This window comes from Mycobacterium vicinigordonae (assembly GCF_013466425.1).
GTDB classification, from domain to species: domain Bacteria; phylum Actinomycetota; class Actinomycetes; order Mycobacteriales; family Mycobacteriaceae; genus Mycobacterium; species Mycobacterium vicinigordonae.
This window is the reverse complement of sequence record NZ_CP059165.1, coordinates 53,009-66,060: the sequence shown is the minus strand read 5'-3', so window position 1 is coordinate 66,060 and position 13,052 is coordinate 53,009. Positions and strand designations below refer to the sequence as shown.

Annotated in this window: 12 protein-coding genes; 11 read left to right on the top strand and 1 reads right to left on the bottom strand. The window is 66.2% G+C overall.

Translation table 11 applies throughout. From position 1 onward, the window contains the following. Positions 1 to 78 precede the first annotated feature (78 nt). The 9 genes from H0P51_RS00315 to H0P51_RS00275 all read left to right on the top strand — a co-directional run bounded on the left by H0P51_RS00315 (position 79) and on the right by H0P51_RS00275 (position 8,339). A complete protein-coding gene (locus H0P51_RS00315) occupies positions 79 to 621 on the top strand; it encodes a PadR family transcriptional regulator (protein WP_180916091.1) in 543 nt (180 codons plus the stop codon). Between the two features lie 105 nt (positions 622 to 726). Next, positions 727 to 1,833 carry an inositol-3-phosphate synthase gene (locus H0P51_RS00310; protein ID WP_180916090.1) on the top strand — a complete coding sequence of 369 codons (1,107 nt, stop codon included), beginning with the start codon at positions 727 to 729 and terminating at the stop codon, positions 1,831 to 1,833. 70 nt (positions 1,834 to 1,903) lie between these two features. Further along, positions 1,904 to 2,806: an alpha/beta fold hydrolase gene (locus H0P51_RS00305; protein WP_180916089.1), complete on the top strand. Its 903-nt coding sequence runs from the start codon at positions 1,904 to 1,906 to the stop codon at positions 2,804 to 2,806. Positions 2,807 to 2,823: 17 nt separating this feature from the next. Continuing rightward, positions 2,824 to 3,627 carry an LLM class F420-dependent oxidoreductase gene (locus H0P51_RS00300; protein WP_180916088.1) on the top strand — a complete coding sequence of 268 codons (804 nt, stop codon included), beginning with the start codon at positions 2,824 to 2,826 and terminating at the stop codon, positions 3,625 to 3,627. A gap of 102 nt (positions 3,628 to 3,729) precedes the next feature. After that, positions 3,730 to 4,458: a GntR family transcriptional regulator gene (locus H0P51_RS00295; RefSeq protein WP_180916087.1), complete on the top strand. Its 729-nt coding sequence runs from the start codon at positions 3,730 to 3,732 to the stop codon at positions 4,456 to 4,458. Between the two features lie 35 nt (positions 4,459 to 4,493). Next, the gene (locus tag H0P51_RS00290; RefSeq protein WP_180916086.1) at positions 4,494 to 6,305 is read left to right on the top strand and encodes an ABC transporter substrate-binding protein/permease; all 1,812 of its coding nucleotides are present in this window, start codon (positions 4,494 to 4,496) and stop codon (positions 6,303 to 6,305) included. After that, positions 6,305 to 7,063 carry an amino acid ABC transporter ATP-binding protein gene (locus tag H0P51_RS00285; RefSeq protein WP_180916085.1) on the top strand — a complete coding sequence of 253 codons (759 nt, stop codon included), beginning with the start codon at positions 6,305 to 6,307 and terminating at the stop codon, positions 7,061 to 7,063. Before H0P51_RS00290 ends, H0P51_RS00285 begins: the two co-directional genes overlap by 1 nt. Before the next feature lie 67 nt (positions 7,064 to 7,130). After that, positions 7,131 to 7,643 (top strand): MarR family winged helix-turn-helix transcriptional regulator, encoded by a 513-nt coding sequence (locus H0P51_RS00280; RefSeq protein ID WP_180916084.1) that lies wholly within the window; start codon positions 7,131 to 7,133, stop codon positions 7,641 to 7,643. 30 nt (positions 7,644 to 7,673) lie between these two features. Next, entirely contained in the window at positions 7,674 to 8,339 is a 666-nt protein-coding gene (locus H0P51_RS00275) for an SDR family oxidoreductase (protein ID WP_180916083.1), read from the top strand. A gap of 86 nt (positions 8,340 to 8,425) precedes the next feature. Here H0P51_RS00275 and leuS read toward each other — a convergent pair whose 3' ends face one another. Then, positions 8,426 to 11,296, bottom strand: a complete 2,871-nt coding sequence (leuS, locus tag H0P51_RS00270; RefSeq protein WP_425488941.1) for a leucine--tRNA ligase — start codon at positions 11,294 to 11,296, stop codon at positions 8,426 to 8,428. 196 nt (positions 11,297 to 11,492) lie between these two features. Here leuS and H0P51_RS00265 point away from each other — a divergent pair, with 196 nt between their 5' ends. Beyond that, positions 11,493 to 12,614, top strand: coding sequence for an LpqN/LpqT family lipoprotein (locus H0P51_RS00265; protein WP_180916082.1), 1,122 nt, complete (start codon positions 11,493 to 11,495; stop codon positions 12,612 to 12,614). Between the two features lie 54 nt (positions 12,615 to 12,668). Then, on the top strand, positions 12,669 to 13,025 hold the full coding sequence (locus H0P51_RS00260; protein WP_180916081.1) for a hypothetical protein: 357 nt from the start codon (positions 12,669 to 12,671) through the stop codon (positions 13,023 to 13,025). The last annotated feature ends 27 nt before the right edge of the window (positions 13,026 to 13,052 follow it).

Here is a 13,052-nt window from a genome sequence, read left to right as displayed (position 1 = left end):
ATGACGCGAGGCGTCGGAGCTTCGTAACGACCGAAGTATCGGCCAACACCGTCAAGCCACATCAAGGGAGGTGACTCGATGCTGGAACTCGCGATTCTGGGTCTGCTGATCGAGTCGCCGATGCACGGCTACGAGCTGCGCAAGCGGCTGACCGGCCTACTCGGCGCCTTCCGCGCATTCTCGTACGGTTCGCTGTACCCGGCGCTGCGCCGCATGCAGGCAGACGGCCTGATCGCCGAGAACGCCGCCCCGGCCGGGACGCCCGTACGGCGGGCCCGCCGGGTCTACCAGCTGACCGATGAGGGCCGCCGCCGGTTCAACGAACTGGTCGCCGACACCGGCCCGCATAACTACACAGACGACGGCTTCGGAGTGCATCTGGCGTTTTTCAACCGCACTCCGGCCGAGGCGCGGATGCGCATCCTGGAAGGTCGGCGCCGTCAGGTCGAGGAACGCCGGGAGGGCCTGCGCGAAGCTGTGGCGCGGGCCAGTAGCTCGTTCGACCGCTACACCCGCCAACTGCATCAACTCGGGCTCGAATCCAGCGAGCGTGAGGTCAAGTGGCTCAACGAGCTCATCGCTGCGGAACGGGCAGCGCCCAATCCCGTCGAACAAACATAAATTTCCGCACCACAATGCACATCCACTGCACGAAAAATGCACGTCCGCTATACGAAAAATGCATATCCAAGAACCCAGAGTTCGAAAGGTTAGGAGAACGCCCAAATGAGTGAGCAGAACGCGCCCCAGGCGTCTGAGGTACGAGTCGCCATCGTCGGCGTCGGCAACTGCGCGTCCTCGCTGGTTCAGGGCGTCGAGTACTACTACAACGCCGACGACAAGTCCTCGGTCCCCGGCCTGATGCACGTCCGGTTCGGTCCGTACCACGTCCGCGACGTCAAGTTCGTGGCCGCCTTCGACGTGGACGCCAAGAAGGTGGGCTTCGACCTGTCCGACGCGATTTACGCCTCGGAGAACAACACCATCAAGATCGCCGACGTGCCGCCGACCAATGTGGTCGTGCAGCGCGGCCCGACGCTGGACGGTATCGGCAAGTACTACGCCGACACCATCGAGCTCTCCGATGAAGAGCCCGTCGACGTGGTCAAGGTGCTCAAGGACAACAAGGTCGACGTGCTGGTGTCCTACCTGCCGGTGGGCTCCGAGGAAGCCGACAAGTTCTACGCCCAGTGCGCCATCGACGCCGGTGTGGCATTCGTCAACGCGCTCCCGGTGTTCATCGCCTCCGACCCGGTGTGGGCCAAGAAGTTCTCCGACGCCGGCGTGCCGATCATCGGTGATGACATCAAGAGCCAGGTCGGCGCGACCATCACCCACCGGGTGATGGCCAAGCTGTTCGAGGACCGCGGCGTCACGCTGGACCGCACCTACCAGCTGAACGTCGGCGGCAATATGGATTTCAAGAACATGCTCGAGCGTGAGCGGCTGGAATCCAAGAAGGTCTCCAAGACCCAGGCCGTGACCTCCAACCTCACCGGCTCGCTCGCCGGGAAGGTCGAGGACAAGAACGTGCACATCGGGCCGTCCGACCACGTCGCCTGGCTCGACGACCGCAAGTGGGCCTACGTCCGACTGGAGGGCCGCGCCTTCGGCGACGTGCCGCTGAACCTGGAGTACAAGCTCGAGGTGTGGGACTCACCGAACTCGGCCGGCATCATCATCGACGCGGTCCGGGCAGCCAAAATCGCCAAGGACCGTGGCATCGGCGGGCCGGTTCTCCCGGCGTCGGCGTACCTGATGAAGAGCCCACCCGAGCAGCTGCCGGACGACGTCGCGCGCACGCAGCTCGAGGAGTTCATCATCGAGGGCTGACGCCCGTCGCCCTCAACGTCGCCCCGGCGCGACGTTCGGCGACAGTTCCGCGGCTCGTAGAGTCACAGGGGTGACCGACGCCCCGCCCGACGAACTCGACGGCCTGAACGAGTTCGACCTACTCGCCGAGAACGCCGAGCAAGCCGGCACGTCTGCTCCGCTACCCGCGGTCGAGCGGGTGGACGCGGGGCCGATCAGCGCGCTGCGTTGGGGCAGCTCAGACCCGCGAGTGATCTTCCTGCACGGCGGCGGACAGAACGCGCACACCTGGGACACCGTGATCGTCGGGCTGAGCGAACCCGCCCTGGCGGTCGACCTGCCCGGGCACGGTCATTCGGCGTGGCGCAAGGACGGCGACTACTCGCCACAGAACAACGCCGACACCCTGGTGCCGGTACTACGAGAGCTGGCCCCCAACGCCGAGTTCGTGGTCGGGATGTCGCTGGGTGGGCTGACCGCCATCCGGCTCGGCGCGCTGGCGCCCGAGCTGGTCAATGAGCTGGTGCTAATCGACGTCACCCCGTCAGCGCTGGCACGCCACTCCGAGATGACCAAGGAGCAGCGCGGCACGGTGGAATTGATGGCAGGTGAACGAGAGTTCCCCAGCTTCCAGGCGATGCTGGACCTGACGGTCGCCGCGGCGCCGCACCGTGAGGTAAAAGCGTTGCGTCGCGGCGTATTCCACAACTCACGTCGCCTGGACAACGGCAACTGGACCTGGCGTTACGACACCATTCGCAAGTTCCCCGACTTCGACAGCCTGTGGGCAGACGTCGACACCCTGTCTGCGCCGGTGACGCTGGTGCGCGGCGGAACCTCCGGCTTCGTCAACGACGACGATGTTGCCGAACTAGGACGACGCGCACAACGTTTCCGCGGTGCGCACGTCGTCGAGAACTCGGGCCACTCGGTGCAGAGCGACCAACCCCGCGCGTTGATCGACCTCGTGCGCCAGGTGATCGACGGGGCCTGACGCCTACGGTGGTCACTATGGCCTCCCCTGTGCTTCCCGACTTTCCGATCCGCATCGGCGTACAGCTGCAACCTCAGCATGCCCCGCAGTACAGCCAGATCCGCGACGCCGTCCGGCGCTGCGAGGACATGGGCGTGGACATCGCCTTCAACTGGGATCATTTCTTCCCGCTTTATGGCGACCCCGACGGCGCGCACTTCGAGTGCTGGACCATGCTCGGTGCCTGGGCCGAGCAGACATCGCGTATCCAGATCGGCGCGCTGGTGACCTGCAATTCGTACCGCAACCCTGAACTGCTCGCCGACATGGCCCGAACCGTCGATCACATCTCGGACGGGCGATTGATCCTGGGCATCGGCTCGGGCTGGAAGCAGAAGGACTACGACGAGTACGGCTACGAGTTCGGTACTGCCGGCAGCCGGCTCGACGACCTCGCCATGGCGATGCCTCGAATCAAGTCACGGTTGGCGAAGCTGAACCCGGCGCCGACCCGCGACATCCCCGTGCTGATCGGCGGCGGCGGCGAACGCAAGACCCTGCGCCTGGTCGCCGAGTACGCGGACTTATGGCACAGCTTCGCTTCCGTGGACGAGTTTCCCGCAAAGGCCGAAGTGCTCAGCCGACACTGCGAGACTGTCGGTCGAGACCCGCGGACCATCGAACGTTCCGCGTCGGCCGGCGGCGGCCCGGACGTCGTCTCAAACGCCGAAGCCCTCACCCGTCTCGGCGTCACGCTGCTGACCGTCGGCTGCGGCGGTCCCGACTACGACTTGACCGGCGCGCAAGCGCTCTGCAGGTGGCGCGACGCGAACGTCAATTAACTTGTCGTTTACCGGACAAAACATTTCGATTCACGACCAAAGTCATGAGAAACTGACCGCGGAACTGGCCCTCCGGGGGGCGAAAGAGATATTCGAAACCTGATGCCGAAAAAGTATGGAGTCAAAGAAAAAGACCAGGTAGTCAAGCACATATTGTGCCTGATATTGACCGGGAGACTTCGCAGCGGTGATCGCGTGGACCGCAACGAAATCGCGCACGGATTGGGCGTCAGCCGGGTGCCCATCCAGGAGGCGCTGGTCCAACTCGAACATGACGGCATCGTTTCCACCCGCTACCACCGCGGCGCCTTCGTCGAGCGGTTCGACGAAGCGACCGTGCTGGAGCACCACGAGCTCGACGGCCTGCTCAACGGCGTCGCCTCCGCGCGGGCGGCGGCCAACCCTACTCCGCGCATCCTCACCGAGCTCGACGCGCTGCTGCGCTCGCTGCGGGCCGCCCGAGAACCCCGCAACTTCGCCGAGATCGCCTGGGAATACCGCCGGACGGTCAACGACGAATACGCGGGACCCCGACTGCACGCCACCATCCGCGCCTCGCAGAACCTGATCCCCCGCGTGTTTTTCGCGACCTACCAAGATACCCGCGAGGACATGCTGCCGTTCTATGAAGAAGAAAACGCGGCGATGCACCGCCGGGATCCCAAAGCCGCTCGGGCGGCATGTGTGGGTCGATCCGCACTGACGGCCGAACGGATGGTCGCCGAGCTACGCCGGCGTGGCGTCTTCAGTCTTCACCGCGACTACATCGCCGCCGAACCGATCGCCGCAGAAGGTGAACTGGACTCCGAACGGACTTCGCTGGCGCTCTGAACCCCTGCCCGCAGCCGCTCGCTACGGTGGCGGTAATGAGTTCGAACGTCGACGCTCCCGTCCACCGCGGCGTAAAGCTGTTCGGGATAGTCGCGACGATCCTGATCGTGGCTGGCCTGGCGGGCGCACCCCCGGCCGCAGCCGACCGCAATCAATGCGCACCACCGGGCTTGGAAAGCGCGACCGTGCTGCCCGACGATCTTGTTTCTTCGCGCGGCGGTGCCGCCGACCCGGACACTGAGACCACCCCCGGCGTGGTGCCACTCAACGCAATCAACCCCGCCGAACTTGGCCTGGGCACGCCGGGCACCCTGGTGGTCGGCACACTATCGGATGCGCCGCCCAGCACTTGCATCAATGCCACCGGCCGTTTCACCGGCTTCGACAACGAGCTGCTGCGGGCAATCGCCGCCAAGCTGAGCCTGCACGTGCAATTCGTCGGCACAGACTTTTCTGGCCTTCTCGCGCAAGTAGCCTCGCGGCGCTTCGACGTCGGCTCCTCGTCAGTCAAGGCCACCGACGCCCGCCGGCATACGGTCGCCTTCACCAACGGTTACGACTTCGGCTTCTATTCGTTGGTGGTGCCCCCGGGTTCGCCCATCAAGGACTTCGGCGACTTGGCCGCCGGCCAGCGGATCGGTGTCGTTCAGGGCACCGTCGAGGAGTACTACGTCGTCGAGACGCTGCACCTGCAGCCGGTGAAATACCCTGACTTCGCCACCGTCTACGCCAGCCTGAAAACCCATCAGCTTGACGCATGGGTGGCGCCGGCCAATCAGGCGACGAGCGCGATCCGCTCCACCGATCCAGCTGTGATCGTCGCCGATACCTTCGGTACCGACGATTTCGTCGCGTACGCCGTCGCCCGGGATAATCAGCCACTTGTCGACGCCCTGAACTCGGGCCTGGACGCCGTTATCGCCGACGGGACCTGGGCCGAGCTGTACAGCAAGTGGGTGCCGCGCACGCTGCCGCCGGGATGGAAACCGGGATCGAAAGCCGCCGCGACGCCGAAGCTGCCCGACTTCGCCTCCATTGCGGCCCAACATCATCGCAAACCGGTGAATCCGGCAGCCCCCAAGTCGACACTGACGCAGCTGCGCGAATCCTTCCTGGACTGGGACATCTACCGGCAAGTGATCCCGACGCTGTTCCGCACCGGGCTGCCCAACACGCTGATCCTGACCGGCAGCGCCAGTGTCATCGGACTGGCGATCGGAATGGGGCTGGCGATCGCGGGGATCTCAGGGCGCCGCTGGCTGCGCTGGCCTGCGCGGGTGTACACCGACATCTTCCGCGGCCTGCCCGAGGTGGTGATCATCCTGATCATCGGCCTGGGCGTGGGACCGGTGGTGGGCGGGTTGACCAACAACAACCCCTACCCGTTGGGTATCGCCGCGCTCGGGTTGATGACCGGTGCATACGTCGGGGAGATCCTGCGATCGGGGATTCAAAGCGTCGACAGCGGCCAGCTGGAGGCCGCTCGCGCACTGGGCTTCAGCTACTCCACCGCGATGCGCTTGGTGGTGGTCCCGCAAGGGATACGACGGGTGTTGCCGGCACTGGTCAACCAGTTCATCGCGTTGTTGAAAGCCTCCGCCCTGGTCTACTTCCTGGGACTGGTCGCCAACCAGCGCGAGCTGTTCCAGGTCGGCCGCGACCTCAACGCGCAGACCGGCAACCTGTCCCCGCTGGTGGCAGCCGGGATTTTCTACCTGGCCCTGACCGTCCCGCTGACCCATCTGGTGAACTTCATCGACACTCGGCTTCGGCGCGGCCGCGCCAAGCTCGAGCCGGCTGATCCGGCCGAAGTCGTCACGTCGACCATTGGCCGGGAGATGACGTAATGGCATGTGGCGACCGAACCGGACCGGTCAACGCACCGGTTTCACTGGGGGCCAAGGATATTCACCAGGTCCTTGGCGGCAACCCGGTATTGCGCGGTGTCACATTCCAGGTGCCGGCCGGCACCACGGCCGCGGTCATCGGGCCGTCCGGCTCGGGCAAGTCGACATTGCTTCGCACACTAAACCGGCTGCACGAACCCAATAGCGGCGACATCCTGCTGGACGGCAAATCGGTGCTGCGCGACGACCCCGACCGGCTGCGCCAACGCATCGGGATGGTGTTCCAGCATTTCAACCTCTTCCCGCATCGCACCGTGCTGGACAACGTGGCGCTAGCACCGCGCAAGCTGCGCCGGATATCGACCGAGGCGGCCCGAGAGCTGGCGCTGCACCACCTCGACCGGGTCGGCCTTAAAGGCAAGGCCGGCGCTCGGCCCACCGCACTGTCGGGTGGCCAGCAGCAACGCGTCGCGATTGCCCGCGCCTTGGCCATGGCCCCGCAGGTGATGTTCTTCGACGAGGCGACCTCGGCCCTTGATCCTGAGCTGGTCAAAGGGATCTTGGCGCTGATCGCCGATCTCGGCGCTGACGGCATGACGATGGTGGTGGTCACTCACGAAATGGGCTTCGCGCGTTCGGCGTCGGACGCTGTGGTGTTCATGGATCACGGCAAAGTAGTGGAATTCGGTCCGCCTGGACAGATCTTCGAAGCTGCCGAAACCGAGCGGCTGCAGCGATTCCTCTCCCAGGTGCTGTGAACAGGGCAGGCACGCCGGATTGCATAGTGTGATCAAGCGCACCGGACTGGGGTTAGACTCCCGGTTTATGTCGGACAGCGAACCCACAGCTCCGCCGCTGACGGAGCTCGCGGAGGGTCTGCATCGGTCGCTGTCCAAGCTGTTCACGATCCTGCGCCGCGGGGACCCCACCGGCGGCGCGGTAACCGGTGAACTGACGCTGGCACAGCTGTCGATCCTGATCACCCTGCTCGACCGGGGACCGATCCGGATGACGGATCTGGCCGCCCACGAACGGGTGCGGACCCCCACCACCACGGTGGCGATCCGCCGCCTGGAGAAAATCGGGCTAGTGAAGCGTTCACGGGACCCCTCGGACCTGCGCGCGGTGCTCGTGGACATCACGCCGCAAGGGCGGGCTGTGCACGCCGAGTCGCTGGCGAATCGGCGCGCCTCGCTCGCGGCGATGCTCAGTCAACTGCCGGACGCCGACCTCGAGGTCTTGAAGCAGGCGCTGGCACCGCTGGACCGGCTGGCCGCCGGCGAGGCCGCGGGCAACGCCGAGGGTAGTCCCACCCTCCATAGGCGTGAAAGCGTGTGATACACAACATAAGCGGCAACGGATGAAGTTATGCCCACCGCTTTGATCACCGGCGCCAGCGGTGGTATCGGCACCGCAATTGCCACCGCGTTGGCGCCCACCCACACCCTGCTGCTGGCCGGCCGGCCCTCTGCGCGGCTGGACACCGTGGCGAACCGATTGGGCGCCACCACCTTCCCGCTGGACCTGGCCGACACGGACTCCATCGACGCCAGTTGCGAAGTGATCGACGAACTCGACGTGTTGGTGCACAACGCCGGTGTCTGTATCCCTGGTCGGGTCGCCGAGTCGCAACTCGACGAGTGGCGCGCCACCTTCAGCGTGAATGTCTTTGGCGCGGTCGCGCTTACGTTGACGTTGTTGCCGGCGCTGCGGCAGGCACGGGGCCACGTGGTATTCATCAACTCCGGCTCGGGCCGCAACGTGTCGCCCGGCATGGCGTCCTACTCGGCCAGCAAGTTCGCCCTGCGCGCCTTCGCCGACTCGTTGCGCACCGACGAACCGACACTGTCAGTGACCTCGATCCATCCCGGCCGGGTCGACACCGAGATGCAGCGCGAACTGGTCGCCTATGAAGGCGGTGAGTATGACGCGACGAGGTTCCTGCGCCCGGAAACGGTGGGCCAGGTGGTGGCCGATGTGGTCGCCACTCCCCCGGACGCGCAGGTGCACGAAGTGATCATCCGCCCGCGTTAGAAATCGCCCATACGGTCGAATATGGACTGCGCGAACAGATTTCGGCGTATCACGTCCGTGGTTGCGCGTCGAGTCATCGGCTGGGGTCAAACCACTAGGTTGACCATCCGCCCGGGGACCACGATCACCTTGCGTGGCGTGGCTCCGGCCAGGAAGGCAAGCACCTTCTCGTCGGCCAGGGCGGCGGACTGGACGGTATCGTTGTCCGCGTCGGCGGCCACCACTACCCGGCCGCGGACCTTGCCGTTCACCTGCACCGGGTATTCGACGGTGTCGACGACCAAGTAGGCCGGATCTGCGACCGGGAACGGCCCATGCGCCAACGATTTCGAGTGACCCAGCCGCGCCCACAGCTCCTCGGCCAGGTGTGGGGCCAGCGGAGCCAGCATCAGCACCAGCGGCTCGACCGCCGGGCGCGGAACCCCATCTCGGTACTGCTTGGTGAGGTGGTTGGTGTACTCGATCAGTTTCGCGGCCGCGGTGTTATTCCGCAGCGCCGCATAGTCTTCGGAAACCCCGGCGATCGTGCGGTGCAGCGCCCGCAGTGTCTCGGCGTCGGGCTCGCGGTCCACCACCCGCAGCTCACCGGTCTCCTCATCGATGACCAACCGCCACACCCGTTGTAGAAACCGGTGCGCGCCCACGACATCCTTGGTGGCCCACGGCCGGGAGGCCTCCAGTGGACCCATCGACATCTCGTAGACCCGCAGTGTGTCGGCGCCGTACGCGTCGCAGATCTCGTCGGGAGACACCGAATTCTTCAGACTCTTACCGATTTTCCCGAACTCCTGGAAAACCTCGATCTCCCCGTCGGGCCCGGGGTAGAAGAACGCTCCGTCGCGTTCGACCACCTCGGCGGCCGGCACGTAGGAGCCTCGCGCGTCGGTGTAGGCGAAGGCCTGGATGTAGCCCTGGTTAACCAATCTGCGGTAGGGCTCGCTGGAGCTGACATGGCCGAGGTCGTACAGCACCTTGTGCCAGAACCGGCAATAGAGCAGATGCAGCACCGCATGCTCGGCGCCGCCGACATACAGGTCAACGCCGCCGGGGTCATCCGGTCCGTGCTCGGCCGGCCGCGGACCCATCCAGTAGGCCTCGTTTTCCCTGGCGCAGAACCGTTCCGAGTTATGCGGGTCGGTGTAGCGCAGCTCGTACCAGGAGCTGGCAGCCCACTGCGGCATCACATTGGTGTCGCGCGAGTAGGGCTTGAGGCCGTCGCCGAGATCCAACTCGACGTGCACCCAGTCGGTGGCCTTGGCCAGCGGCGGCGACGGCTCGCTGTCCGCGTCGTCGGGGTCGAAGGACACCGGCGAATAGTCCGGCACGTCGGGCAGTTCGACCGGCAGCGCGGCGTCATCGAGCGCGTGCGCACGGCCGTCGCTGTCGTACACGATCGGGAACGGCTCGCCCCAGTACCGCTGCCGCGCGAAAAGCCAGTCCCGCAACTTGAATTCGATGCGGGCACGGCCACGGCCCTCGGATTCCAGCCGCGCAGTGATGGCCTCCTTGGCCGCCGCGACGTTCATGCCGTCCAAATAGCCGGAGTTAACCAAGGATCCATCACCAGAGTACGCGGCCTCCGAAATATTGCCGCCCGCAATGACTTCAACGATCGGCAGGTGGAACGCGCGCGCGAAGTCCCAGTCCCGCTGATCGTGGCCGGGCACGGCCATGATGGCCCCGGTGCCGTAGCCGATCAGCACATAGTCGGCAATGAAGATCGGCACCGGCTTGCCGTTGGCCGGGTTGATGGCGTAGCTGCCCAGGAAGACGCCCGTCTTCTCCTTGCTCTCCTGGCGCTCCAGGTCGGACTTGGCCGCGATGGCGCGGCGGTAGGCGGCGACGGCTTCCCCCGGCGTGGCGGCGCCGTACGTCCAGGCCGGGTCGACGCCGTCTGGCCAGGCCGGGGCAACCAGACCGTCCACCGCGTCGTGTTCAGGCGCCAGCACCAGGTAGGTCGCCCCGAACAGGGTGTCCGGCCGGGTGGTGAACACTTCGATGTCGTGGACGGCACCATCGGCGCCGGTCGCCGTGAACAGCGCCGCGGCACCGGTCGAGCGGCCGATCCAGTTGCGTTGCATCGCCTTGACCTTTTCGGGCCAATCCAGCACCTCGAGGTCGTCGAGCAAGCGGTCGGAGTACGCGGTGATCCGCATCATCCACTGCCGCAACCGCTTTCGGAACACCGGGAAGTTGCCGCGGTCGCTGCGGCCGTCGGCGGTGACTTCTTCGTTAGCCAGCACGGTGCCTAACCCGGGGCACCAGTTCACCATCGAGTCGGCGCGGTAGACCAGCCGGTGGGCGTCGATAACGTCGGCCCGCTCCCCTGCCGACAACTCCGACCACTTGCGTCCATCATCCAGAGACCTTGCCCCGGAATCGAATTCAGCAACCAATTCCGCGATCGGCCGGGACCTGTTAGCGGCTTTGTCGAACCAGGCGTTGTAGATCTGCAGAAAGATCCACTGCGTCCACTTGTAGAAGTCGGCGTCGGTGGTCGAGAAGCTGCGCCGGACGTCGTGGCCGAGCCCCAAGCGGCCCAACTGACGCCGGAAATTGACGACGTTGGCCTCCGTGCGGGTCCGCGGGTGGGTGCCGGTCTGCACCGCGTACTGCTCAGCCGGCAGACCGAAGGCGTCGAAACCCAACGCGTGCAGCACGTTACGCCCAATCATCCGGTAGTAGCGGGCGTAGACGTCCGTGGCGATATAGCCGAGTGGATGACCGACGTGCAACCCCTCCCCCGAGGGATAGGGAAACATGTCCTGCACGAACAGTTTGTCTTGGGGAATGGTAGAGCCGTCCGTCGGAGCCAGCGAACCGACCGGGTTGGGCACATTGAAGGTCCCCGAGTTGGCCCAGTTCTCCTGCCACGCGCGTTCCACCCCGGCCGCCAGCTTGGCCGTGTAGCGGTACCGCGGCGCGTCGGTGTCGGTGGCGGAAGACGAGTCGGTCACGCCCAACAGGGTATAAGGACCGCCCCCGACGACCTGCCCCGAGCAGCCGGCCACGGGTTGGTCTCGGTTGCGTTGCACACCGATCAGAGGTTCATCCCAGCTGTGTTTCGGGCGTGGTCGGGCCGTCTGAGCAGTGGTTATATACAGCCACGAGGGCGGGCGGTGGCGCCCGGGCTATTCCGGAGGGAAACCGAGGATGATTCAGATCGCGCGCAGCTGGCGAACAATCGCCGGTGGGGTGGCCGCCGGTGTCGTCGGAGTGGTGATGGTTGCCGGTGGCACGGCATCGGCTGAGCCGATGGCTCCCCAGCCGGTGGTCCCCGGCCAGATGCAGTCCACGCCACCGGGGCAGAACGCGACGGTGTTCCCCGGCGGTGTCAACAGCAACAGACTCGCCCCCGCCCCAGCTCAGGTGCCCGCGGCGATCCCAGCGCCGCTGCCGGCCACCGCACCCGTCCCGGCCGCCGCGCCGGTGCCACCGGTGAGCGCCCCTGCCGTCACCGGCACGCTGCGCGAATACCTGGAAGGCAAGGGGGTGAAGCTCGAGCCGCAGCGCCCGCTGGGCTTCAAGGCGCTCGACATCACCGTGCCGATGCCGCCGCGCTGGACTCAGGTACCGGACCCCAACGTTCCGGACGCGTTTGTGGTGATCGCCGACCGGGTCGGTGGCAACAGCGTCTATACCTCGAATGCGCAGGTTGTGGTGTACAAGCTGGTTGGGAACTTCGACCCGGCGGAGGCGATCACGCATGGCTTCGTGGACAGTCAGCGGCTGCTGGCATGGCAGACGACCAATGCCTCACAGGCGCCGATGGGTAGCTTCCCGTCGTCGGTGATCGAGGGCACCTACCGCGAGAACGACATGACGCTGAACACCTCCCGCCGTCACGTCATCGCCAACTCCGGGACCGAGAAGTACCTGGTGTCGTTTGCGGTGACCACCGCCGCGTCGCAGGCCGTCGCCGATGGGCCCGCCACAGACGCGATCATCAGCGGGTTCCGGGTGAGCGCACCGGGTGCCCCAGCTCAGGCCCCTGCCGCTCCGGCACCGGCCCGGGAACCCGGGGCAGCCTCCCCGCAGGCTCCGGCCACCCAGGCTCCCGCGGTTCCTGTTGCGCAAGCTCCGGTTGCGCAGGCTCCTGCTTTGCAGGCACCCGCGGTGGCCGCGCCGCAGTCACCCGCACAGCCGCCCGTTTCGGCGCCTGTCCAGCCCCTCCAACCGGCACCCCGCGCGCTCGCCGGACAGGGGCGCCAGACTGCCCCCACCTCCAATCCCGCGCAACAACCGCCGCTGGTGACCGTGGCGCCGTCCCGTTAACAGCCCGCCGGAGCCCGGCGCACACAATCGTCGGCGGGCTCGTATTGTGAGCGCATGCTTATCGTGGGCGTGCTGTGCGTGTGTGCGGCGATAGCCGCTGCCGCGTTCGGGGTCAGGTCTCTTGCTCATGCTCCCACCGCCGATCTCACCCGCCTGGCGTTGCGGGCGATGGCGCCGACCCAGCTGGCGGCAGCGGTGATGCTCGCAGCCGGGGGAGTAGTGGCACTCGCGGCGTCCCCGCACACCGCGCTGGTAGTAGTTGTCGTCTGCGTCGCCGGCGCAGTGGGAACGTTGGCCACGGGGTCGCTGCAGAGCGCGCGGTTCGCGCTTCGCCGGCAAGCCGCGAACATCGACGCCGAAACACAGAGCTGCGGCGGCAGCTGCGCCGGATGCACGCTGTCCTGCCACTAAGCCGAAACCCGAGACGGGCTTTCGCGA